19 protein-coding genes are annotated in these 23,995 nt (G+C 48.7%); 9 read left to right on the top strand and 10 right to left on the bottom strand.

Going from position 1 to position 23,995, the window contains the following annotated elements:
- The 3 genes from M3080_RS09435 to M3080_RS08790 all read right to left on the bottom strand — a co-directional run.
- Nucleotides 1-158: DUF6198 family protein (locus tag M3080_RS09435; RefSeq protein WP_487369339.1), on the bottom strand; the 158-nt coding region annotated here is incomplete at its 3' end.
- 113 nt (nt 159-271) lie between these two features.
- Nucleotides 272-3,799, bottom strand: coding sequence for a chromosome segregation protein SMC (gene smc, locus M3080_RS08795; protein WP_249092759.1), 3,528 nt, complete (start codon nt 3,797-3,799; stop codon nt 272-274).
- A 111-nt stretch (nt 3,800-3,910) separates the two neighbouring features.
- Nucleotides 3,911-4,615, bottom strand: coding sequence for a trimeric intracellular cation channel family protein (locus tag M3080_RS08790; protein ID WP_022472483.1), 705 nt, complete (start codon nt 4,613-4,615; stop codon nt 3,911-3,913).
- Nucleotides 4,616-5,029: 414 nt separating this feature from the next.
- Here M3080_RS08790 and dcuC point away from each other — a divergent pair, with 414 nt between their 5' ends.
- The 3 genes from dcuC to M3080_RS08775 all read left to right on the top strand — a co-directional run bounded on the left by dcuC (nt 5,030) and on the right by M3080_RS08775 (nt 9,075).
- On the top strand, nt 5,030-6,301 hold the full coding sequence (gene dcuC / locus M3080_RS08785) for a C4-dicarboxylate transporter DcuC (protein ID WP_022472482.1): 1,272 nt from the start codon (nt 5,030-5,032) through the stop codon (nt 6,299-6,301).
- A gap of 28 nt (nt 6,302-6,329) precedes the next feature.
- Nucleotides 6,330-7,520 (top strand): porin, encoded by a 1,191-nt coding sequence (locus tag M3080_RS08780; protein ID WP_249092758.1) that lies wholly within the window; start codon nt 6,330-6,332, stop codon nt 7,518-7,520.
- A gap of 73 nt (nt 7,521-7,593) precedes the next feature.
- The gene (locus tag M3080_RS08775) at nt 7,594-9,075 is read left to right on the top strand and encodes a lyase family protein (protein ID WP_249092757.1); all 1,482 of its coding nucleotides are present in this window, start codon (nt 7,594-7,596) and stop codon (nt 9,073-9,075) included.
- 64 nt (nt 9,076-9,139) lie between these two features.
- Here the strand turns inward: M3080_RS08775 and M3080_RS08770 are convergent, their stop codons facing one another.
- Nucleotides 9,140-10,096: a LysR family transcriptional regulator gene (locus M3080_RS08770; RefSeq protein ID WP_022472478.1), complete on the bottom strand. Its 957-nt coding sequence runs from the start codon at nt 10,094-10,096 to the stop codon at nt 9,140-9,142.
- 225 nt (nt 10,097-10,321) lie between these two features.
- Between M3080_RS08770 and M3080_RS08765 the strand changes: the two genes are divergently transcribed.
- A complete protein-coding gene (locus M3080_RS08765; protein WP_249092756.1) occupies nt 10,322-11,725 on the top strand; it encodes an amidohydrolase family protein in 1,404 nt (467 codons plus the stop codon).
- A 49-nt stretch (nt 11,726-11,774) separates the two neighbouring features.
- On the opposite strand, the gene M3080_RS08760 is transcribed toward M3080_RS08765, so the two are convergent.
- From M3080_RS08760 to hflK, 5 genes are all read right to left on the bottom strand, one after another.
- On the bottom strand, nt 11,775-12,305 hold the full coding sequence (locus M3080_RS08760; protein ID WP_249092760.1) for a phosphoribosyltransferase: 531 nt from the start codon (nt 12,303-12,305) through the stop codon (nt 11,775-11,777).
- A 41-nt stretch (nt 12,306-12,346) separates the two neighbouring features.
- Complete coding sequence (locus M3080_RS08755) at nt 12,347-13,642, bottom strand: adenylosuccinate synthase (protein ID WP_022472475.1); 1,296 nt, start codon at nt 13,640-13,642, stop codon at nt 12,347-12,349.
- A 189-nt stretch (nt 13,643-13,831) separates the two neighbouring features.
- Entirely contained in the window at nt 13,832-14,026 is a 195-nt protein-coding gene (locus M3080_RS08750; RefSeq protein WP_249092755.1) for a DUF2065 domain-containing protein, read from the bottom strand.
- 2 nt (nt 14,027-14,028) lie between these two features.
- Nucleotides 14,029-14,901, bottom strand: a complete 873-nt coding sequence (hflC, locus tag M3080_RS08745) for a protease modulator HflC (RefSeq protein ID WP_022472473.1) — start codon at nt 14,899-14,901, stop codon at nt 14,029-14,031.
- Nucleotides 14,902-14,922: 21 nt separating this feature from the next.
- Entirely contained in the window at nt 14,923-16,368 is a 1,446-nt protein-coding gene (hflK, locus tag M3080_RS08740; protein ID WP_249092754.1) for an FtsH protease activity modulator HflK, read from the bottom strand.
- Nucleotides 16,369-16,680: 312 nt separating this feature from the next.
- Here hflK and M3080_RS08735 point away from each other — a divergent pair, with 312 nt between their 5' ends.
- The 5 genes from M3080_RS08735 (at nt 16,681) to M3080_RS08715 (ending at nt 22,190) form a co-directional block, all read left to right on the top strand.
- Nucleotides 16,681-17,382 carry a nucleoside recognition domain-containing protein gene (locus M3080_RS08735; protein WP_022472566.1) on the top strand — a complete coding sequence of 234 codons (702 nt, stop codon included), beginning with the start codon at nt 16,681-16,683 and terminating at the stop codon, nt 17,380-17,382.
- Between the two features lie 23 nt (nt 17,383-17,405).
- The gene (locus M3080_RS08730; RefSeq protein ID WP_249092753.1) at nt 17,406-17,870 is read left to right on the top strand and encodes a YjiG family protein; all 465 of its coding nucleotides are present in this window, start codon (nt 17,406-17,408) and stop codon (nt 17,868-17,870) included.
- A gap of 141 nt (nt 17,871-18,011) precedes the next feature.
- The gene (locus M3080_RS08725; RefSeq protein ID WP_022472564.1) at nt 18,012-19,133 is read left to right on the top strand and encodes a M20 family metallopeptidase; all 1,122 of its coding nucleotides are present in this window, start codon (nt 18,012-18,014) and stop codon (nt 19,131-19,133) included.
- Nucleotides 19,134-19,306: 173 nt separating this feature from the next.
- Complete coding sequence (gene iadA / locus M3080_RS08720; protein ID WP_249092752.1) at nt 19,307-20,452, top strand: beta-aspartyl-peptidase; 1,146 nt, start codon at nt 19,307-19,309, stop codon at nt 20,450-20,452.
- Between the two features lie 106 nt (nt 20,453-20,558).
- Nucleotides 20,559-22,190, top strand: a complete 1,632-nt coding sequence (locus M3080_RS08715; protein ID WP_249092751.1) for a Na/Pi cotransporter family protein — start codon at nt 20,559-20,561, stop codon at nt 22,188-22,190.
- A gap of 7 nt (nt 22,191-22,197) precedes the next feature.
- On the opposite strand, the gene putP is transcribed toward M3080_RS08715, so the two are convergent.
- Nucleotides 22,198-23,694: a sodium/proline symporter PutP gene (gene putP, locus M3080_RS08710; protein ID WP_249092750.1), complete on the bottom strand. Its 1,497-nt coding sequence runs from the start codon at nt 23,692-23,694 to the stop codon at nt 22,198-22,200.
- Nucleotides 23,695-23,995: the final 301 nt, after the last annotated feature.

Here is a 23,995-nt window from a genome sequence, read left to right as displayed (position 1 = left end):
GAAACACAAAAAAAGCCCATGGAAAAGTCCGTCATGTGATTGAGCACATAGGCAACTGAACTCACCGTGCCCGTCCCCAACCCGGCATTGGTCACCGTGGCAATTCCTAAAGACAAAATCGACAAACCGAAAAAGAAAATCAAAAATCTCACAAACATCGTCCGTTTCCCCAAAAAACAAAAACACTCCCCCAATCCCAAAGATCAGAAAATTTTGAGCACAAAAAGGAATGTTGAAAACGGCGAAGTTTTAACGCCGTTTATCGATTGCCTCAGCTGACGCGAGGCTTTTGAGCGTATTGGCTTGCCTCAGCAATATCCACGCTCACCACACGCGAAACACCGGGCTCTTTCATCGTCACCCCAATCAACTGATTGGTGTGCTCCATGGTCACCCGGTGGTGGGTAATCATCATAAATTGAGTGTTTTCACTCATAGCGCCGACAAGTCTTGAAAGCCGTTCTTGGTTGGCTTCGTCAAGAGGAGCGTCAATTTCATCGAGCAGACAGAATGGCGCCGGATTAAGGGTAAAGAAAGCAAACACCAAAGCTGTAGCCGTCAGTGTCAACTCGCCGCCCGAGAGTTGGCGGATAGAGTGATTGTGTTTGCCGGGAGGATTGGCAAACATTTCAATACCGGCTTCAAGCGCATCGTCGCTTGTCATTTCCAAACGGGCATGACCGCCATTGAATAATTGCGTGAACTTTTGGTTAAAGGCCTCATTGACACGATTAAACGTATCGAGCAATAGCGTCCGCGTTTCGTGGTCAATTTTCTTAATCGCCGCCTCAATCGTGGCAATTGCCTGTTCAAGATCAGCCACTTCCCGGTCAATGCGCTCAACTTCAGCTTGCTGCGTTTTTAATTGTTCGAGGGCGGCATGATTGACCGCGCCCAATTGAGCCATTGATTGAGCAATACGCTCGACTTCCTGACGAAGAGCATTCAGTTTTGGCCGCTCCGTTTCATAACGCGTTCTTAACGCTTCTTCATCAAAATTAAATTCTTCCAAGCGGCTTCGCACCGTACCGTACTCAACTTCATGTTGACCACGTTTGGCAATCAAGTCACCCATGCGATTTTGTTCACGGCGCTTCGCTTCTTCAAAACTGTCTAATGACTTCTCACTCTCAGCCACTTGAGCTTCCACGCCACTCAGTTCAGTCTTCGATTGTTCAACAGCAACCAGTGCGGCTTCACGTTTTTGCAAAAGTTCCTGCAGCCCCGCTTTTTCACTGTCTTCATCCAATTCTTCAAGTGAAGCGCTGACCGTTTCAATCTTTTCTTTAAGTTCCGTTTGCTCGTTTTGCGCCAAAAGCTGAGCACGCTGAGCTTCTGCAATACGCTCTGAGAGATTTTTCAAGGCTAATTCAATTTCTCTTTGCGTGTAGGCAAAGACGTTAAATTCCTGCTCCGCACGACGGGATTCTTCACGCGCGGCCTCCCAAGAAAGGCGGGCGTCTTCGGATTTTTGCTGACGAGTCGCCACTTCTTCATCGAGAACACTGAAGCGCTCATCAGCCTCTTCAATTGCCGCCGTGGTTTCTTCAAGTTGTGCCTGAGCTTCTTCGATCCACTCACCAAGCTCCGCACTTCTGTTTTGGTAGGCCTCAATGGCTGCCGTCAGTCTTGTTAACTCAAGAGCCAGTTCACTTTCTCTGGCACGAACCGTTTCAAAATGCGTATTGGCACTTTGAAGGCGTTCACTCATCTGAGAAACCTTTAGATGGGCTTCTCCCATTTGTTGGTGCAATTGTTCTAATTCACGGCGAAGCGCTTCGCTTTCTTCTTCAAGCGTGTTGATTTCAGCCCTTCGTGACAATAAACCGGTCGAATCATCCGCCCAGAAATTCACGCTCACTTTATCGATCATATGACCTTGTGGGGTCACAAAGTGACAACCCAGCGGCAATAGGTCAACTTTACTCACCGCTTCTTTAACGTTCTCGGCAACAAAGTAATGAGACAGCCAACGGGTAAGCGCCGCGCGAGTCTCTTCGTTATGACGGTCAAAACTGACTTTCTCAATAAGTCCGGTCAGACCGAGCGGTGCAGACTGCTCTTCGGTCTTAAGCAGCGTCGAATAGAAGGTCAGTTTGGCAGGAGGCGGCGCCATTTCAAAAGCGGCAGCCATGGAAAGATTGCTGATACCGAGGGCATTGACTCGCTCGCGCAAAACGGCTTCGAGCGCCCTGGCCCAACCGGCTTGAGGCTGCAATTTTTCGAATAGGCGCGTCAAAGACGATAAGCCTTGGCGTTCAAGCCAATCCGAAAGCTTATCGCCCGTCAGACTTTTTTCTTCCAATTCTTTAAGCGTGGTCAATTTCGCTGTGATCGCCGCCAGTCGCTGCTCTTTCTCGTGAATTGCACTCTGAGAGCCGGTCAGTCCCTCACGAGCCTCTTCAAGCAGGGCTTGAGCATCTTCGCGTTCTAGTTTAAGCGCCTCACTGTCTTCTTTGACAATTGAAAGCTCTTCCTTTAACGCATTGAAGCGATCCATATCGGGCGCTTCCGTCTGGGCAGCTTCGCGCTTGAATTTTTCAAGTCGAAGCGTTAACTCTTCTTTGGTCTTCGATAGCCTTGCTAATTCAAGCGACAGATTTCTCGACTCATTTTCAATTCGCTGAGACTCTTTCTGCAGCGCTTCAAAAGCAAGCTCCTTTTGATGAGCCAGCTCTTCAGCAGCAAATTTCTTTTCTTCCAAAGCCGCTTCGCGTTCATTGGCCGTCGCTACGAGTTCTTCTTTTTCCTCGCGTTCAGCGCTTAACGCGTGAATCTTTTCGCCTTGAGCCGAGACTTCACGACCGCGTGCCTCAAGCATTGAACGATAACTTTCAAGCTGCGTTTTCATGAGCGCCCGTCGCTCGACAATGGAACGAATATTGCCTTCAACGGCGGAAATTTGTTTATCCACTTCCGCTAAAGCCTGCGTTTTCCCGAGCACTGTGATATTGGCATCGTTGAGCTTGGAGCGAAGTTGTTGGAGATTTTGACGGAGACGATTCAATTCAGAATCATTCTTACCGACTTCTGCTTGGGCGGCCGACACTTGGGCGTTAATGCGGTCGATGGCATTTTTAGCCTCAACCATCTGGGTAAACCACCAAAGCGATTCCTGTGCTTCACGTTTGGCGTTAAGTTGTTGGTACTCTTCAGCAACCCGAGCTTCTTCTTCTAGCCTTTTTAAAGACTCCCGGCGCGTAACCTGCAGGTCACTGACGCGCTCCAAATTGGCCCGTGTACTGGCTAATTTGGACTCGGCCTCTTTGCGGCGTTTCTTATATTTGGAGACACCCGCAGCCTCTTCAAGATATTCACGCCGTTTTTCGGGCGAGTCTTTGGCAAATTCCGTCACCATGCCTTGACTGATAATGGCGTAAGAATTGGCGCCAAGACCGGTTCCCATGAAGAGATCCCGAACATCGGTGGCACGTACTTGCTGATTATTGATCAGGTAGGAACTCGTATTGTCACGCGTTAAAACACGCTTGACGGAAATATCCACATAAGATCCCCAGGGTCCTTGAAGCGCGCCATCGCTGTTATCAAAAACCAGTTCAACCATGGCGCGGCCGGCGGGCTTTCGGTTGTCTGAACCCGCAAAAATCAATTCGCTCATGCTCTTGCAGCGCAAATCACTGGCCTTACCTTCACCCAAGGCCCAGCGCACAGCTTCAATCACATTGGATTTGCCGCAGCCGTTCGGCCCCACGATCCCAACAATGGATGAGGGCACTTCAATGACAGTGAGATCAGCGAACGATTTAAAACCGCTGATACGAATTTGGCGCAAACGCACGAACCATTTCCTACCTAAAAAAGGAATTTGATTTTAAAAACAAAAAGAGCGTCCTGTCCAGACGCCCGGTAGGCCGCCTATTGCGCGGCCTCCGAAAAAATAACCCCAAAACTATTGTTGGCGGCGGTCGCGGTCAGTCTCTGGAGACGGATCCTCATGGATGAACTCGTCGTGATAGGCGATGCGCCACGAGCGGTAATAGCACCACATGCGGAAAAAACAGATAAAAAGCGATCCAACCCAAATGCTCAGCGTATTATCAAAACCCAACTCAATCATCGCAATGTAGAGCCAGCAACCGGCAAATGCAACGGAACCATAGGGCTGATGGTCATAAATAAGAGAAGGCTTGATATTTAAGAAGGTATCACGGCAAAGACCGCCGAAAACACCGGTGGCCACACCGCAGAGAACCGCGGGCAAATAAGGCACACCAAGATTGACACCGTGACTGGTACCAACGGCGGAGAAAAAGCCCAAACCGATGGCGTCACTCCAAACAAACACATCATAGGAAAGATGCTTTTTGTAGAAGCGGAAAATCATCGGTGTAAAGATAGTGATGAGCAAAACCAACCAAACCAATTCTTGATTAGCGATCCAGTACATCGGGCGACGGTCAATCAGCAAGTCACGGACAATCCCACCGCCAAAAGCTGTCGAGAAGGCCAAAACAAAAATGCCGACCGGGTCACACTTCATGCGAATACCGATAAGAACGCCCGCAAAAGCAAAGGCCACAATACCGATCACGTCGGTCAGATACAAAAGGTCTACTTTGTTGTAGAACGCCTCAAGAGTCGCAGCGATATCCATAGCTAGTAATCTAATTCGTTGAGCTCATTGGAAAATTTTCGACATTGTAAGGAAATTTACTTAATGGTTCAATTGGGAAAAAACAGCATCGGGTAACAATCACTCAAAAGCGAATAGGTAAATTTACCTAGTGCAAGAAAAATACTGACCTAGGGTTTTTACTTGCATATTGAAAAATTAACAACTTGTTTTAGTTTACTTTGCAATATTGAAAGGACCCTAGGGATTCTCGTTTCTTTTTGATTTTTCAGTAATTATTTTCATAGCCCTTTGTTGCACACTCATTGAATTGACATTTTTGCAACCTATATTTGACTTTATTGCCTTTTAAACATTTTCTTATTTCTCAATAATGCCAATCTCGAAGGACTAAAAGCAGTCCACTCTCTAACTGTTCTTCGAGGAGTTCACAAAATGACTATACAAATTTGGTGCGCTGTCGCCGTGATCGTCTTGACGATCTACGCGCTTGTCAAGCGCATTGAAACACGCATGGTCTTATTTCTTGCCGGTTTGGTCATGTGCCTGATCGCCGGATCCCCGGTCGCTCCCTTTAAAGCTTTTATTAAAGGAATGACCAATCCGACATTGGTACCGGCCATCTGCTCGGCCATGGGTTTTGCCGCCGTGGTGACGGCTTCCAAGTGTGACCTTCACTTGGTGAAGGCTTTGGCTACCCCCCTGCGCAGCCTCGGTGCATTGCTCATCCCCGTGTGCACCATCATCACGTTTCTGATTAATATCGCCATCATGTCGGCTGCCGGTACGGCTGCCACGGTGGGCGCCACCTTCATCCCCCTTCTGATTCGCGCCGGTATCCGTCCGGCCGGTGCCGCAGCGGCTGTGGCCGGCGGCACGATGTGCGGTCTGCTGCTTAACCCCGGTTGCGCACACGACATCTACATCGCTCAGATGGCCAAGATGGAATTGATGGATTTCATCGGCTGGGGCGCCCCGTACATTGTCGGCTTATTCTTGGTTTCTGCTGTCGGTCTTGCACTGGTCTGCATCTTTAAGTATCACGACCATCAAATGACGCCTGAAGAAATGGCCACTTTTGAAGCCGCCGAAGCAACGGAATTCAAAGTCAACCCCTTAAAAGCCATTGCACCGATTATCCCGATGGGTATTTTGATCGTGAGCGCCATTTGGTTCCCAAAGGCCGGCGTTGACGTGGTGATGTCCATGATCATCGGTGTGATCTTCATCTGCTTGATCACCTTGAAGACCCCGGGTGAATTCTCCAAGGCTTTCTTTAAAGGTTTGGGCTCCGGCTACGCTCAAGTGATCGGTTTGATCATTGCTGCCGGCGTTTTCGTTGCCGGTCTTCAAGCCACCGGTGCCGTTCCCGCCTTCATCGAATTTCTCAAACACAGTAACGATATCGCCCGCTGGGGTGCCTCTATCGGTCCGTTCTTGATGGCCGCAGGTACCGGTTCCGGCGAAGCCGCCATTTGGGCCTTTAACCAAGCCGTTACACCGTCTGCCGCCTCCTTCGGTATGACAAGCGAAGGCTTGGGTCTTTTGGCCGCCTTGGCCGGTCAGTTCGGTCGTACGGCAAGTCCCTTGGCCGGTGCCGTCATTATCGTGGCTGGCGTTGCTCGTGTCTCACCCATTGAAGTGGCTAAACGCACTTGGGCCGGGATGTTTGCTGCCGTCATCGTTTCTGCTCTGATTTTGGTTTAACTCTCTCAAACGTAAAAAGGTAACGATCATGAAAAAAAGTTTACTTTGCGCCGCCGTCGCTTTGGCTTGCTCCCCCGCATTTGCCGCTGACGTTCAATTGTTCGGCTTTTTTGACCAAGGTATTGCCTTCTTAAATGAAAACTTGGCTGCAGGCATGGGTGGTCCGAACTCTGCCACTCAGCAACACTTTGCCGATGGTGCTACTAAAGTTGGTATGCAAAGCCGCAAGAACCAAGTGTCCTTGGGTACCGGCAATGTGAGCACCTGGGGTATCAAGTTGACGGAACAATTAAACGATGATGTATCCGTTGGCATCCACTTGGAAAACGGCTACTTGCCCGACAGTGGCGAATTCTATATGGACAATGTCCTCTTTGAACGTGAATCCTCGATCGCCATCAATTCCAAGACCTACGGTCAAATCAAATTCGGCCGTATGCCCGCTATGCTCACGGGCTCCGGCACAACGGGTATCTTCAATAGCCGCGTCAATCCGTTCGGTGCCGGCTGGGGCAACATGACGGGTGGTTGGAAGTTCGTCGGTACCTTGGCAACAGCTCGTCATAACAACATGATCAACTACAAATCACCGACTTTCAACGGTGTAACCTTCCACGCTCAAACTTCTTTCGGCGATGACTACACCAACAAAACTACCGGCAAAACCGGTGAGGAAGGTAGCTCCAAAGTCAATCACTACAGTGCATTGGGTGTCACAGTCCAAGGCGATAAGTACTTCTTGGCCGCAGGCGTTGACTACTTGAAGATGGGTAGCGTTCAAGGCGCTGTCACTGATGACAGCATCAAGGCCATCATTGGCGGTCATTACGATTTTGGTTCCTTCAAGGGTTATGCCACCGTTCAATACATGGATAACATCCAATACATCGGCGGTTATTCCACGAAAGAATTTGCTGTTGTGAAAAATAAAGGTGATACAACCAAAGGTTTTGATGCTTGGGCTGTAGCTGTCGGCGCTGACACCAAGGTTGGGGGCGGCACGGCTAAGTTCTCCGTGGGTTACGCTCAAGCTGAAAACCAAAACTTGGATGACAACAAAGACTTAGTTCGTATGAACGTTGGTGTTGGTTACATCTATCCGCTTTCCAAACGTACATCCATCTACGGTATCGGCGGCTACTTCTGGGAAGATGCTGACTATAACGAAGATAAGATCTACGCAAGCGAAGTCATCGTTGGTTTGATGCACCGCTTCTAATATTTAGTAAGGTAGTAGAAAGCCGGGGGCGGTTGAGCCCGCCCCCAATTTTATTGTTAAGGTAAAAGAAAAAATGTTGGGTGTCACTTTAACGGCTGCAGAAAATACGCAATCCTTGCAGGCTTTGGAAAATTTAAAAAAGCACGATACGACTTATTGGCTCTTTCGAATCAATGAAGCCAGCATCATTGGCAATATCGGCAAGGGACTTTTGGACAAAAAGTTGGGAATAACGATCCGCGACACGTTATGTGCGATGGAATACGATGCTGACAACGGTCGTTGGATTCGCCCTGAGCTCTATATCACTTTTGAACCCGAACTGCTCAAACGTTGCGGCGTTCAGGCTAGTGTTCTTCATGTCGGCCGCTCCAGCCAGGATATTTTGGCCACAACAAATTTCGCCCAAATGCGCGAGGCGCTTTTGGCTATTGCCAGTTCCACAACTGACCTAATCAAGATCTTTTGCAATAAAGCAGATCAGTATTGGGACACCATTGTTCCTTTCTACACAAACGGCGTGCAAGCGCAGCCAGGGCGCTACAGTCACTACCTTTTTGCTCAAGCCATCTCCTGGGGCAGAGAATTAGATCGCCTTTTTGAGTGCCTCAACCGCTACAACCGCTCTCCTATGGGTAGCGGCGTATTAAACGGATCACCCTGGTCACTTGATCAAGACTATACGGCTAAAGTTCTGGGCTTTAACTGCGTTGCCGAAAACGCTTTTGAAGCCAATCAATTAGCCAGTAACGACTTTCCGCTTGAAGCCAGTCAGGTTATCCAAGCGATGATGATCAAGATCACCAATTTCCTTCAGGATTTCATGGTTCAATACGCTCAACCGCGTCCGTGGATTCAATTGGTGAAAGCCGGAAGCACCTATATTTCAAGTGCAATGCCGCAAAAACGCAATCCGGGTCTGATTAATAACTGCAGACGCAACACGGCTGTTGTTATTTCCGAATCGCAGAACGTCTTACTTCGCATCCATAACCTCAATGAAGGGATGCCTGATGCCAGAGACAACGAAATCAATCTTGAATGGCTCTGCGATGCACTTAACGTGATCGAAACCTTTAAAGGCATTGTGGACGGTATGCAGGTAAGCCGTGAACGTGCATTGGAAGAACTTGATCAAGACTGGACTTGCACACAAAACATTGCCGATATGATGATGCTCAAAGCTGGAGTCCCCTTCCGCTTAGGCCATCATTTCGCAAGCCACTTGGTTACTTGGGCTCGTGCAAACAATAAGACACCCTCAAACGTTACCTATGCTGAAATTTGTGAGCAATGGGAAATTTTCAAAACCAAAGGTGAAGGCGTTGAAGGCAATTTCCCGCTTCCAGAAGTTGAACTGAGGGCTGCCATGGATCCGGCCGGAATTGTTGAAGCTCGAGTAAGTTTCGGCGGCCCACAAGAAAGTGATATGCAACGCCAAAAGGCAAACTTGAAAACCTGGATTCAAGAACACGAAAATCAAACGGAAAAAATTCGCGCTCAAATCGCCGAAGGTCTTCAAAAACTTTCAGATGATTTAAAAGCACTGGTTTAATTCGCTAAAGGTCTTTTGCTTCCAATTTGGCCGAACCTTATCATCGGGTTCGGCCCTTTTTTCTTTATAACAGTCCCGCTGACGTAATCTCTTTTCTTAATTTGGTAAAAGTCTCTCTTTGCCTTTCAACCAACCACTCAACAAAAGTGATAATACGGCGGCACTGTAAAGAGTCTTCCTGCGCATAGGTGAAACACTCTTTTGTCGGAACATGCCAACCGCTTAAAACGGGCTCCAGCGTCCCTTCAATGATTTCCTTGTAGGTGTGGTACAAACTCATGTCCACCGCGACGCCGGCTCCTAAAAATAGTGCATTTTTCAGAGCCAACACCGAATGAAACGCAATGGTATTTTTCCATTTAAGCGGCAGTCTTTGACCGTCCTTGACGAGGAAATTAGCCGGAGACCTTAGTGCCGAACTGTACGTTAGACCAATATGCCTTTCACAGTCATCCGGATAGCGAGGCATTCCGTGACGCCTTAAATAGTTCGGTGACGCACAGGGAATAAAAGGCATGTCACCGACGTACCAACCGCGCACACCAGGCACTTCATTTTCCTGGTAACTTAAGATCACATCAACGCTTTTACCCTCGCTGTCGATGAACCCCTTAGGAGGCGGAGCCATCAATTCCACCAGGTCAAATTCAATGTCCGGATAAATCTGCTGAAATTTCACCATCAACGGCGCCACTTCCAAAGCGCCGATCCCACCATAAGTGGCCACTCGAATCATGCCGCTCATTTCATCAATATCAGTGCGAAGCTTACTCATCATCCGGGTATGCTCTTCAATGAGATGCTGGGCCTGTTCAAAAGCCACCTGCCCCATGGTGGTCAACGTAACCGGTCGGGTATTTCGGTAAAAAAGCTCAAACCCCAAATCTCTTTCCAACGCTTTAATCACACGACTTGCTGTACTGGGTTCGATATTTAAATGATCACAAGCCGCGTTCACACTCCCCGCCTTAACCGTCTCAACCATTAAACGCCAAGCATTTAGGTCCATTTCGCGTCCCATTTTTTATCTCCGTATTTTCACTAATAACTTGTCAAATTTTCAGCATGCTATTGCATTAGTTGATTATGAACCAACCGTATCTATTGAATTGAAGCGATGATATAAATATTTCAAAGTACTTGATATTGATAAATTATCAAGATCGTCTTTACTTTTTTGCCTTTTCTTCAATCAAAAACCAACCGATAATCCCCTATCCATAAAAGGAATTTTGGAGAAAAAACGATGTGGGATTATTTAATTAAAGGCGTGCGTACTATTGATCCGAAAAATCATATTGACGATGATTGGGATATTGCCATTGAAAATGGGAAAGTCGCTGAAGTCGCCCCTGACCTTTCGGTGGGCAACGCCCGACAGATAAGTGAATTTAACGCGATGATTGCTCAGCCCGGCATCATTGACTCACACCTGCATCTGGGAATCAATCCTTATGGCTTTAAGATGGAAGCCCTAGCGGGCGTAACCACTTCTCTGGACATGGCAGGTGAAACCGACTTTATTCTCGAAAACAGCCGCAAGGACGGCTCTGGAATTAACTTTGCCATTCTGCAGGCTCTGTTACCGGGGAAAAATATCGCCTCCAACGATCCCAGTGCCGATGAAATCAATGCCTTTATCGATAAAGTACTCGCAAGCGGCGCCTATGGCGTGAAAATTTTAGGCGGACATTTTCCGCTTACACCTGAAGCTAGCGCCAGAGTTGTCGAGATCTGCAACCAACGCAATGTGTATGTCGCTTGGCATGCCGGCACAACAACCGATGGCTCCAATATCAATGGCATGCGTCAAGCCGTTGAATTAGCCGCCGATAATTTCCTTCATTTGGCTCACATCAACGCCTACTGTCGCGGTGCCATTAAACCTGTCGAAGAAGAAACGCTTGAAGCAATTAATCTATTAAAGAATCATCCCAATATTGTCTCTGAAAGCTATCTGTCTGCTCGAAATGGAACCAAATTAAACGTTGATCAAAACGGCATTCCCTTATCCGGTGTTACCCGAAATTGCTTGAAACGTTTCGGCTTTTCCGTTGACACAAAAGGCATTGAAGAAGCCATTAAACAAGGTTATTTAAGCGTCATCTTGGAAGAAAACGGTTTATCGACCCTTGCCGATCGAAAAGACTCGTTGGAATTATTCCGTCAAAGCCATGGCGATGTAAGCGCTTCATTTGACAGAGTGAACCCCTTCTTACCTCGGGCCTGGATTGCCAGCGCCAAACGAGATAACGGCCAATTTGTCGTGGATGCCATTTCCACCGATGGCGGCTGCATTCCGCGCAATGTTATTTTGGAATCTGGCATCAGTCTCATTAAATTAAGGGCTCTGAGTGCATCGGAATTTGCCGCTAAGACTTCCCTGATTCCTGCTCAGATGTTGTCTCTTGCCAATAAGGGCCATCTAAGTACTGGGGCCGATGCGGACATTACCGTTTACGATCCTGTCACTCAAAAAGCGGTCGCGACATTTGTCGGCGGCACACCCGTTATGCTCAATGGAAAAGTCATTTGTAAGGAGGGATGTGTGATTGCGCATCCGAACTCAGAAGCGTTTTTAACGCAGGGAAATTTTGCGCATCAATGCGTGGAGGCTAATCTCTCATCGCTCAAGCAACTGCACGCTTGATCTCAATAGAACGATTCCAGCTCATCGCTGAGCTGGAATCTCTAAAAAACTAATCAACAACCAATTCATCCGTACCGAAGCGGTGTTCCCTTAACCGCTCAATACCCATGGCGTCGTAGCGCTCAAACGGTTGATGAATCCAAGGATTGTTATCTAAGAATTCGCACCAATAATCGGGCGTATAAACCGAGTGGGATTTCCACCAGAGCACCGCCACACGAATTTCTGTAATGGCCGGATACTGTTGTTTTAAATGATGGACCACTTGTTCAAGCGTCTTGCCGGAATCCACCATATCATCAACCAACAACATGCGCCCGGCGATTTCTCCGCCCGTCTTCGTGATAAATTGCGCAATATCCAAGTCACCTTGTTGTTTGCCGGCGGCCTGTCGATAAGAACTCGTCGCTAAAATCGCCAAAGGCATATCGTGAACGCGTGAGAAAATATCGCCCACGCGCATGCCGCCACGGGCCAAACACAAAATTGTGTCAAACTTGTAGCCGTCATCGGCCACTTTGAGAACCAACTGTTCAACGAGATCGTCGTACTCTTCTTGGGTAACAAACAGGTCAGTCATAGACATTGAAGGGCGGCCGCAAGCCGCCCTTTTTTAGTGAGTTATTTGTTAAACGGATTATCGAGCATGATCGTCTGCGAACGATCGGGACCGGTTGAGACAACCGCGATCGGGCAGCCGGCCACTTCAGACAAGCGTTGCAGATAACGTTTAGCCGTTTCAGGCAAGTCTTCCCAACGCGTCACGCCGAACGTGCTTTCCTTCCAACCCGGGAAGTCTTCATAGATCACTTCACATTGTGCGCAGGCTTCAGCACCATAGGGCATAACATCAATTTCTTCGCCCTGATACTTGTAACCCACACCCAAGCGAACCGTATCCAAACCATCCAGCACATCAAGCTTCATCACAGCCAAACCACGCAAGCCGTTAATTTGTACGGCACGGCGCATAGCCGCTCCGTCAAACCAGCCGCAACGACGCGGACGACCCGTGACAGCACCGTATTCATAGCCTTTGTCGCGCAAATGCTGACCGATTTCATTGTGCAGTTCGGTCGGGAACGGACCTTCGCCAACACGTGTGCAATACGCTTTGGTGATACCCAAAACATAGTCAATGCGGTGAGCGCCAACACCGGCACCCGAGCAAACCGCACCGGCCACCGTGTTGGAACTCGTCACATACGGATAGGTACCGTGGTCAATGTCAAGCATGGAGCCTTGAGCGCCTTCAAAGAGGAAGGACTTTCCTTCGTCCATCAATTTGTTGATGGTGTAGGAAACATCGGTAAGCATCGGCTTAATACGGGGAGCATAAGCCAACGTTTCATCGATAACCTTATTAATGTCGAGCGCTTCGGAACCGAGCAACTTCGTCAACTCAAAGTTGTGGTATTCCATCACATCACGAACGCGCTCGATAAAGAACTTTTCGTTGAAGAGGTCTGCCACGCGCACACCGCGGCGGGCAACTTTATCTTCATAGGTCGGACCGATACCGCGACCGGTCGTGCCGATCTTCTTAGCACCGGCGGCCGCCTCACGAGCGTGGTCCAATGCAATGTGATAGGGCATCACCAACGGCGCATTGCCGGAAACACGAATGCGGTGCTCAGCCTCGCAACCGTGCTCTCTTAACTGTTCAATTTCACCGAAGAAAGCTTCCGGGCAAAATACGATGCCATTGCCGAGATAGCAAGTCATCGTCGGGTGCATGATGCCAGACGGAATCAAACGCAACACCGTCTTATGACCATTGATCACCAGCGTATGACCGGCGTTGTGACCGCCATTGAAGCGCACCACCCCATCGACCTGTTCGGTCAACCAGTCGACAATCTTGCCTTTGCCTTCGTCACCCCACTGGGCGCCGACCACGACAACATTCTTAGCCATTGTTTTATCCCCGAAAAAAGCAATAAAAACTGTAACCGGACGGCATTTTATAAAGCCAATCCACAACCCTTGTATTATGGCTTAGTTTTTCTTTTTTTTGTAGTCTCAAAAGCATTTTCCTGAGCCAATTCGACAAAAAAATGCCATGAAAAAAGCCCACCGAAGCGGGCCGTAGAGTTCGTCAGAAAACTAGGCGGTAATAAGCCAAATCACACCGACGCCAACCAGAAGCAATCCCAATCCGATTTTTCGGATAACATCGGGGGAAGCGACTTGACCAATCTCTCTGACAGCATCAAGCCATTTTTCCGGTGCCGTAAAAGGAATCAATCCTTCAATAATGCAAACCAGTGCGAAAGCCAGTACCCAAGTTTCCCACGACATCGTTATTTAGCCTCAGGTTCTTTCATGTACTTGAAGAAATCAGCCGAGGGATCAACCACCATGACATCTTTCTTATTCGCAAAGCTCGCACGGTAGGCTTCCAAATTACGATAAAAACGTGCAAACTCAGCATTTTTAGAGAAAGCCTGAGCATAGGTGGCATTGGCGATGGCATCCCCTTCACCCTTGATTTGTTGGGCTTGGTTATAGGCCTGAGCCAAAATCACCGCGCGCTGACGATCAGCATCGGCACGAATTTTTTCTGCCTCAGCCGCACCGGTTGAACGTTCTTCAGCAGCAACGCGCTTACGTTCAGCTTCCATGCGGCGATAAACAGATTCGGAAATTTCCGGGGTGAAATCCACTCGCTTTAAGCGGACATCGACCACTTCCACACCGACATCCTTTACGCGTTCCTGCAGACCCGTGCGAATTTCAAGCATGGCTACATCACGTTCGCGACTGGTGATGCCATTGACCGTACGTTTATTAACCGTTTGGTTCAAGGCGTCACGAAGCAGAGCTGAGATTCGATCTTCTGCCGCGCGTTCATTGCCTTGGAAAGAAACCCAATATAAACGCGGATTGGCAATACGCCACTTCACAAACGAGTCAATCATCAAGTTTTTCTTTTCACTCGTTTGCACAAGATCGGCCGTCGGAGCGTCCAACGTCAAAATGCGCTTATCCAAATAAACGACATTTTGAAATGGCGGCGGAAGCTTCGCATGAAGTCCGGGCTCAGAAACCACTTCTTTTAATTCACCCAAAGCGAACACCAAAGCGTGCTCACGTTCATTGACCGTGTACAAGCACAGCTTGGCAGCGGCTAGCGCGACCAAAACAACCAAGGCTGCAGTTGATAATTTTTTCATGTTTTTCTCCTATCCCCTTGGTTAACGCACACGATCACGGATGGCATCACGCGCATTGAAGTCTCTGCTGTACGTGCGTGACGTTGAAGCGGCAGGCTGCGTAGCTGGCTGCTGAGTCTGTGTCTGAACTGCAGACTGAGAAGCAGTGGCAGGCGCCACGGCCTTGGCAGAAGCCGCGTTTTGCTCCATTAACTTATCAAACGGCAGATAAAGCAAGTTGTTGCCGTCTTTGGTATCCACATAAACCTTCGTTGTGGATTGCATGACCTGTTGCATCATATCCACATACATACGGTCTCGAGTGACACGCGGAGCCTTTTCATACTGAGTCAAAATTTGTGCGAAGCGATCTGCGTCACCCTTGGCCGTTTCGACCACACGCGCCTTATAGCCTTCGGCTTCCTGAGCCAAACGCGCGGCCATACCGCGAGCCTTCGGAATAACATCGTTGGCGTAGGCTTGACCTTCGTTGATTTGACGTTCACGGTCTTGACCGGCTTTCACGGCATCGTCAAAGGCAGCCTGAACCGGTTGCGGCGGTTGGGCGTTTTGAATAGCCACGCTCATCACTTCAATACCCGTGCGATAGCGATCGAGCATTTCCTGCATGATCTTTTTCACGTCTTCGGCGATTTCCTGTTTGCTTTCAAAAAGCACGCTGTCCATCTTTTTACGACCGACGACTTCGCGCATAGCGCTTTCGGCCGATTGACGAACAGACTCATCGGGATCACGAGAGCGGAAAATGTAATTCATCGCCCCGTCACCCGACTTAATACGATATTGAACATTGAAGCGTAAATCGACAATGTTTTCATCATCGGTAAGCATCAAGGCTTCGGCCTCGCGGTTGGCGCGACCCATGGCTCCAATTGCCACCGTTCTCACGCTGCTGACATCAACAATATTGACGTCTTCAATCGGCCAGGGCAAATGCCAGCGAAAACCCGGCATGGTTGTTTGCGTGTATTTGCCAAACGTGGTCACGATACCTGACTGGCCTTCCGGAACAATGTAAAAACCGGTGGCAGCCCACAAACCCAATACAACCACTGCCGCAAACGCTAAACCGCGACCGCCGGGTTGCTTCTTAATAAATTTAGGCGGCTGCATATTCTTAAAAGATTCAAATTGCTTCTTTAATTGTTCTTGAGGATTTTGTCCGCCAAAGGAACGAGAGTTATTGTCTTCGTCACGCTTTTGTTCAAAGGCGTCTTCACGACGAGATTCGTCCTCTCTGCGCCCTTGACCTAACATTCCGCCCAGAGCACGGTTAAATTCATCCCAGAGACGATCCAAATCATCCCCTTCATTTTTTCGCTTACCGGCCTCTTTATTCTCAAAACCATTCTGACCGCGTTCATCTTTGCGATCAGTATCCGAGCGGTTTTCCTTATCAGGCGCGCTCTTTTTTTCCTCGTTATCGTCCGAGCCGCCCCGGCCCCAATGCGGGTCATTCAAAGACATGCGTCAACTCCCTGACCGCACAACCATCCAAATAGTGACTGTCGGTCCTTTTACTTACATCAATGTGAACGGTTTATTTTAAAGGAATTTGTTCCCGCTACCCTTAAATCAATCTTAGATATTGAGAAAAAGGTTCCAATTCAATCCCTTTTTCTCGATTCCTTATCAGGTATTTCCCTTAGAACAGAGCCTTAACACATAAAAATAAGCAATTTCACCTAGACGGAAAAATGTTAAATACTTTACTATCCGTTACATGGATGTTTCAGACATCCATTTCTTTTAATTATTGACTAACAAAAGGATCATCCTATGTCTGAACAAGAAAAAAAGACTACGGAAGAAAAAGTTGGTATTGGCGGTTATATCGCCTTGATTTTCGCCATCGTGTTTTTCTCCGGTGTGTGCGCCGGTAACCACTGGTGGGGTATTTTCGACTTCTCCACGTTAAATGGCGCTTTCGGTAAGGTCATCACTAACGTCACCCTCAACGGCGACGTGTTGAAGACCTCCACCGGTATGTTCCGCGGTGTTGGCGGTTCCGGTGCTATCGACGGCTTCTGCTTCGCCTTGACGTTGGTTCCGACCGTTATGTTCGCCTTGGCCATGATCACGGTCTGCGACCACTACGGTGCTTTGGCTGCCGCTCGTCAACTCTTGACCCCGATTCTCCGTCCTTTGATGGGTATCCCGGGTTCCTGCTCTTTGGCTTTGATCGCTTCCTTGCAATCCACCGACGGCGGTGCCGCTTTGACGCGCCAATTGTTGGATAAGGGCGAAATCACCGAAGACGAAGCTGACGTGTTCGCTATGTTCCAATTGTCCGCTGACGCCACCATCACCAACTTCCTTGGTGCCGGTGTCGTGCTCTTGAGCTTGACGGACTCTGCAGGCAACACGGTTCCTGCTTCCATCGCTTTGTGCTTGGGCATCATGCTCGTCATGAAGGTTTTCGGCGCTAACGTTATTCGTTTCTTGAAGATCTTCTCCGCTAAGAAGAAGAAAGCCGCTTAATTCAGGATTGGAGGATATTGAATATGTCTAGTGAAAACAGCAAGCCGATGGTAACTGACGTTTTCGTCAAGGGTGCCATTCAAGGTTGGAATATTGCAACCCACTCCACGATCCCGAACGTTTTGATGGCTTTCGTGATTATTGCCGCTTTGAACGTGGCCGGCCTTTTGCCGATCTTGGGCGACATTTTCCGCCCGTTGATGGGTTTGTTCGGTCTGCCCGGTGAAGCCGCTGCCGTTTTGATCGCCGGTTGGATGTCCATGGGCGGTGGTGTCGGTGTTGCTGCCGCTTTGTTTGATCAAGGCGCCATCTCCGTTGGTGACTGCGCCATCTTGGCTCCGGCCATTTATTTGATGGGTTCCCAATTGCAATACATGGGTCGCTGCTTGGGCGTTATCGGTACGCGCGGCAAGATGATCCCGTTGTTGATGTTGGTTTCCATCATTAATGCTTTCATCTCTATGATCATCATGAACATCCTCGTCTAATGACCGGATTTCGTATGACATAGACTCAAGGGGGATTAACGCTAATTAATCCCCCTTTTTCATACACTAAACAGTACAATTTCATCAGGTCGATTGATCTTATTCAATCGGTTTGCAACACATTTAGAAAGGATAATTCCGATGGTTCAAGAATTTCTCAAGGACTTGGAAAAGGTCGTTAACGTAGACGCCGGCACGGCTTGCACCGAAGGTGTGAAGCAAGTTGCTGAAACGTTCAAGCAACACTACGAAGGCATTGGCTTTACTGCCCGTCTCGTTGACTTGGGCGACAAGGTCGGTCCCGCTCTTTTCGCTACCAACAAGCCCGAAGCCACGCACTATGACGTGATGCTCAACGCCCACTTGGATACGGTTTTCCCGGCCGGCACCGTGGCTGTCCGCCCGATGTCTATCAAGGGTGATCGTGCCTATGGTCCTGGTGTCTTGGACTGCAAAGCCGGTTGCATGACCATTTTCTACGCTTTGAAGAATTTGCCCAAAGAAACGTTGGACAAGCTCTCCATTTTGGTAGCCTGCAACCCCGACGAAGAAACGGGTTCTGTCTCCTCTCACGATTGGTTGAAGGAATGCGCCTCTAAATCTGACCGCGCTTTGATCTTTGAACCGGCTCGTGAAGGCGGTGAATTGGTTTGCGCCCGTAAGGGTTCGAGCACCTACAAGATCACGTTCCACGGTGTGTCCGCTCACGCCGGCAACAACCCTGAACGCGGCCGTGACGCCATCTATGCCATGGTGAAGTTCATCGCTGCCGTTAAGGAATTGGCCGACTGGGATCGTGGCATCACGCTCAACTTCGGTATGGTTCGTGGCGGCACGGTTGCCAACGTTGTGGCTGATTTTGCTGAAACGGAACTTGACCTTCGCGTCTGGAACGATGACGACTACAACGAAGTTAACGCCAAGATCATGCAATTGGCCCAACAAGAATGGGTCGCCGGTGTTACGCAAGAAATCGTTGAAAAGAACCACCATGGTGCCATGCCCTTGAGCGAAGCCACCAAGGCGATGGCCGGCTTGATTGAAGAAGCCGCCAAGCTCGAAGGTTTCGATATCGCTTGGGTGAAGGCCGGTGGCGCCTCTGACGGCAACACCACCGCTTCCATGGGTGTCCCCACCTTGGACGGTTTGGGACCTGTCGGCGGTGAAATGCACTGCGACCGTGAATACTTGGAAATCAACTCGATTGAAAAGCACATCAAGGTTGCTGAACGCTTCTTGACGTTGATCGCCGAACGCAAGTAATCTGTGTTTGACCTTCAATAAGTCCTGGGGGATGGTCCGAAAGCCATCCCCTTTGTTTTTTCTGTTTTCTCTCAAACTTCCCGCCTCAATTAACGTCCTTGATTCGTCATTTAGGCGCTATCATTCCTAGCGGATTGTTTCATTTTCGATATGACATAAAAGAGGAAGTTACCATGGCTCTTTTAATTAAAAATGCCCATGTATTTGCCCCGAAGGATTTGGGTGTACAAGATGTCTTGATGGCCGCTGAAAAAGTGATTGCCATCGGCAAGGACTTGCCCTCCACCCTACCCGATACAGAAGTCATTGACGCCAAGGGCCAAATCATGACCCCAGGCTTTTTTGATCAACACATTCACGTCACCGGTGGCGGCGGAGAAGGCGGCCCGGTTACGCGTACGCCGGAAATCATGCTCTCTGAACTTGTCGCCTGCGGCACAACCAGCGTTGTCGGTGTCTCAGGAACGGACTTTGTGACCCGCTCCATCGAAAATCTTTTAGCGAAGGTGCGAGCACTCAAATCCGAAGGCGTTTCAGCCTGGATGTATACGTCCAACTACAAGTATCCGCCCACAACAATGTCCGGATCTGTTTCTCAAGACATGTTCCTTGTGCCGGAGTGCTTGGGGGTGAAAATTGCCTTGGGCGACCACCGCTCCTCTTTCCCGACCGTTCAGGAAGTTTTAGCTCTTTTAGCTGAAATTCGTGTGGGCGGCATGATCGCCGGTAAGACAGGCTTTCTTCATATCCATACGGGCAACATCCCCGGCAGTTTTGATATGTATAAGGAAATTGTTTCTCGCGGTTTCCCCATTAAGCATATTCGTCCGACGCACTGCGGCCGCATCCGCCACGTATTTGATGCAGCGGTTGAGTTTGCCAAAGCTGGCGGCTACATGGATATCACGACGGGCGCAAGCTGTGCCTTTGACAATCCTGCCATCGCTGTGATGACAGCACTGGATGCCGGAGTTGATCCGACGCACATTACGCTTTCCACGGACGGTCACGGCTCAGTTCCGCGCTTTAACGATAAAGGCGAAATGGTTGGTCTGGGCGTTGGCGGTGTTGCCGGCAACCTCACCGAAGTCAAACGCTTGATCGCCGAATTCAAGATGCCGATTGAAAAAGCCATTACCTTTATTTGTTCAAACGTCGGTTCAGCTTTGGGTCTGCCCGGTCAAGGCGTCATCGAAGTGGGCGGTTGCGCCAATGCCTGTCTCTTTAACGATGCCATGGAATTGACAACGGTGGTCTCTCGCAATCACGTTATGATGCGTAACGGCGAAATCGTTCAAAAAGGCACTTTTGAATACTAATTCAAAAGGGAATTAGACCCATGAGCGGAGATTGAAAAACCTCCGCTCTTTTTTTGTCTTTCAGCAAAAGAGCAAAAAGCCTACAATGGCCTGAGGAATTCAATTTTTGGACGAATTAATGAACCATATTGCCAACCTGCTGGGAGCCGTAGCCCTGATTTTCTGGGGGACCTACATGGTGAAAAGCGGCATGCTGAGAACTTTCGGCATGTCTCTTCGCACCGCGCTCTCACATGGTTTGGACAATCGATTTAAGGGATTCGCGGCGGGCTTTTGCTTATCGAGCCTCTTACAAAGCTCAACGGCTGCGACACTTTTGGTGGCCGGGCTTCAATCCGAAGGTTTGGTCAACACACTCATTGCCATTAGCTGCATTTTCGGCGCCGAACTCGGCAGCGCCTTTGTCGCCACGGTTTTAAGTCTGAATCTTGCCGTCATCGCCCCCATTCTGATTCTGATCGGCGTGGTCATGTTCTTTCACTACACGCCTTCCAAACGCCAAGGACAGTTCGGCCGTATTGTGATGGGCTTGGCCTTTATCATGGTGGCCATCAATCAGATTGTTGTATCCACCGAACCTTTGCGATCAAGCGCCGATTTAGCTCCGTTTTTCCTCCTTCTGCATGACTATTTAATTCTGTCTTTCATCGCAGGGATGCTCTTAGCCATAGGCTGTGTCTCAAGCCTCGCGGCGGTGATCGTCTCCTCTTCTTTGTACGCCACGCAAGTGCTTGACTATGAAACCGCTATCTGGATGGTTTTGGGAGCCAATGCAGGCAGTACCGTTTTAGCCCTTTCGACAACCATGTTTGCGAGTTCAGTCGGACGGCGGGGCCCCTATGCCACCTCTTTTTTCAGAGCACTTATCATTGCCCTAGCCCTCTTCGTATTGTCTGTTGGTTTACCAAACTCAATAAAACTGCCCGACAATGTGGTGCTCTTTCATTTATCGTTTAACGCTCTCGTGGGGCTTTTAGGGTTACTTTTTATTAAACCTTTGAGCGCGTTAATTGAGCACTGTCTGCCAAACATTCAGAACGATCCTACGATCTACTCGGATAATAAAAAGCTTTTCGTTCAGGAAAATTTCTTGTCTGTCGGAATTTCTTTATCAGTGGCTAAGAAAAATTTGATTAAAGAAATTGAAGGCATTCGTCTGCTCTGGGGTGATGTTGACACGCTTTTGAGACTCAATCCCAATCCGGGTGATGTTATGCTCATGCGAAATAAAGCGGCTGAATTGGTGAGGCTAAACAGAAGCTTGTCATTATTTTTAAACCGTGCTGTCACGCCGAGTCTTAGCTCATATGAGGCGATTCAGTGGCAAAACATGAAAAGTGTTAACGGCTCATTAAAGTCAGCGGTGAATTTAATTGACCACACCATTGAAGTAATTAATGAAGGTAAGTGTCTCAAGCACTTGGATTTCAGCCCTGAAGGCTTAAGGGAACTGAGAGAGTCTCACCAGATTGTGCTCTCCAGCATCGAGACGCTTCACGCTTATTTGAGTTCTACCGATGCCAAAGAGAAAAAAGAATTGACCGAAAAGTTATTGGCCCATCAAAAACGGTTATTGACCGCGGCCAGAGAGCAAACCCACCTGCACCTACTGCGAATTGCCAATGATGACGTCAACGCCATCGAAACCGATGCATTGCATCTGGAAATTCAGTCACTTTTTAACCGCGTGGCCGGCCTCATTTGTGCCAGCGTCAATTTGGAGTTGGAAAGAGTCTAACTTCAAATCAAATCGTCAGATCTCTGCCCCTGCGGACGGATTCCTGCACTTCATCAAATATGTCCTTCATCGCCTGCGAGGGTTTCTGACCGATTAGCGAGAAGATGACAATTGCCGCTAATGCAAAAATGAATCCGGGAATAATTTCATAAAGGCCGAACCAGCCGAAGGTATTCCAAACAATAACAGTCACAGCACCTGTGACCATTCCAGCCAAGGCTCCGTTTTTCGTCATTTTCTTCCACCACAGGCTCATGATAATCACGGGGCCAAACGAGGCGCCAAAACCGGCCCAGGCATAGCTCACCAAACCCAATACCTTACTTTGAGGATCCATGGCGATAAAAATGGCCACAAGCGAAACCATCAACACCATTAAGCGTCCGAACCAAATCAACTCACGCGTCGATGCCTGCGGTCGAATAAAGGCCCGATAGAAGTCTTCGGTGAGCGTTGAAGAGCAGACCAACAACTGACATGAGAGCGTACTCATCACAGCGGCCAAAATAGCCGACATCAGAATACCGGCAATCCAAGGATTGAAAAGCACCTGCGTGAGAACAATGAAAACCAATTCCGGGTTGGCAATAACGGATGTCCCTTGTGTGATGTGCTCGGCAAAATAGGCACAGCCGAAAAAGCCAACACTGACGGCACCGGCCAAGCAAAAAACCATCCAAATAATCGAGGTACGGCAGGCGGTCGGAATGACTTTGATCGATTTTGTCGCCATGAAGCGAACCAGAAGATGAGGCTGACCAAAGTAGCCCAACCCCCAAGCCAAAAGTGATGCGATGCCAACCGCTGTCTGCCCCTTAAACATATCAAGCATGGACACATCGATGGCGCTCACCTTACCGATGGTTTCGGAAAATCCCCCTAATTCGTTCATGACCACGATAGGTGTCACCACCAGTGCCACACACATCATCGCTGCCTGGACGGTATCGGTCCAACTGACAGCTAAAAAACCGCCGATAAACACATACAGTATGGTTGCGGCCGCGCCGATCCACAATGCTGTCGAATAGTCCATGTCAAAAGTCGATTCAAAAAGCCTTGCGCCCGCCACCATGCCGCTAGCGGAATAAATTGTGAAAAAGATCAAAATAACAATGGCACAAATGATACTTAATACCCGTTTGTCATCGTCGAAACGGTGGCTGAGATAGTCCGGAAGCGTGAGGGCGTTTTTGCATCGTTCTGTGTAGACACGCAATCGGGCCGCAACGATTTGCCAGTTAGTCAATGAGCCGATGCAAAGACCGATCGCCAACCAACTTTCAGAAATACCTGACAGAAAGACCGCTCCCGGCAATCCCATCAAAAGCCATCCGCTCATGTCACTTGCGCCAACTGACAAGGCGGTTACCAAACCACCCAGCCTTCTGCCGCCTAAAACGTAGTCGTTAAAGTCTCGCGTGTAGTGCCAAGCGATAAAACCAATGGCAACCATCAATAAAAGATACCCGCAAAACGTAATGGCAATGGGATTAAAAGACATCGTTCATTATATTTTTAAGAAAAGCGAGCGTTTAGTTTAATTCATTGGAAGCGAAATGTCCCTTTTGAGATAGGACATCTCGCCTAGTAATTTGAATCTAGAAAACAGGAAAGACTTCGATTTACTGATATTGTCAAAGCGACTCGCCAATCACTAAAAGTCCTTTTTTTATGGCAATAAAAAATCCACCTGATTCAATACAAAACAGATGGATATTTTCATTCAAAACGAACAAGTTGTATGGTGGGATGAGGAGAACCGAAAGGTATTGAAAAGAAAGGTTTTTTCGCTAATTTTTGAA

It is taken from the genome of Parasutterella secunda, from assembly GCF_023336895.1.
Lineage (GTDB): Bacteria > Pseudomonadota > Gammaproteobacteria > Burkholderiales > Burkholderiaceae_F > Aphodousia > Aphodousia faecalis.
This window is presented reverse-complemented; position numbering and strand designations above follow the sequence as displayed.

Excerpts from the sequence above, each read along its gene's own strand:
- M3080_RS08790 (WP_022472483.1), bottom strand. The coding sequence starts at position 4,615 with ATGGATATCGCTGCGACTCTTGAGGCGTTCTACAACAAAGTAGACCTT.
- dcuC (WP_022472482.1), top strand. The coding sequence starts at position 5,030 with ATGACTATACAAATTTGGTGCGCTGTCGCCGTGATCGTCTTGACGATC.
- M3080_RS08780 (WP_249092758.1), top strand. The coding sequence starts at position 6,330 with ATGAAAAAAAGTTTACTTTGCGCCGCCGTCGCTTTGGCTTGCTCCCCC.
- M3080_RS08775 (WP_249092757.1), top strand. The coding sequence starts at position 7,594 with ATGTTGGGTGTCACTTTAACGGCTGCAGAAAATACGCAATCCTTGCAG.
- M3080_RS08770 (WP_022472478.1), bottom strand. The coding sequence starts at position 10,096 with ATGGGACGCGAAATGGACCTAAATGCTTGGCGTTTAATGGTTGAGACG.
- M3080_RS08765 (WP_249092756.1), top strand. The coding sequence starts at position 10,322 with ATGTGGGATTATTTAATTAAAGGCGTGCGTACTATTGATCCGAAAAAT.
- M3080_RS08760 (WP_249092760.1), bottom strand. The coding sequence starts at position 12,305 with ATGACTGACCTGTTTGTTACCCAAGAAGAGTACGACGATCTCGTTGAA.
- M3080_RS08755 (WP_022472475.1), bottom strand. The coding sequence starts at position 13,642 with ATGGCTAAGAATGTTGTCGTGGTCGGCGCCCAGTGGGGTGACGAAGGC.
- M3080_RS08750 (WP_249092755.1), bottom strand. The coding sequence starts at position 14,026 with ATGTCGTGGGAAACTTGGGTACTGGCTTTCGCACTGGTTTGCATTATT.
- hflC (WP_022472473.1), bottom strand. The coding sequence starts at position 14,901 with ATGAAAAAATTATCAACTGCAGCCTTGGTTGTTTTGGTCGCGCTAGCC.
- hflK (WP_249092754.1), bottom strand. The coding sequence starts at position 16,368 with ATGTCTTTGAATGACCCGCATTGGGGCCGGGGCGGCTCGGACGATAAC.
- M3080_RS08735 (WP_022472566.1), top strand. The coding sequence starts at position 16,681 with ATGTCTGAACAAGAAAAAAAGACTACGGAAGAAAAAGTTGGTATTGGC.
- M3080_RS08730 (WP_249092753.1), top strand. The coding sequence starts at position 17,406 with ATGTCTAGTGAAAACAGCAAGCCGATGGTAACTGACGTTTTCGTCAAG.
- M3080_RS08725 (WP_022472564.1), top strand. The coding sequence starts at position 18,012 with ATGGTTCAAGAATTTCTCAAGGACTTGGAAAAGGTCGTTAACGTAGAC.
- iadA (WP_249092752.1), top strand. The coding sequence starts at position 19,307 with ATGGCTCTTTTAATTAAAAATGCCCATGTATTTGCCCCGAAGGATTTG.
- putP (WP_249092750.1), bottom strand. The coding sequence starts at position 23,694 with ATGTCTTTTAATCCCATTGCCATTACGTTTTGCGGGTATCTTTTATTG.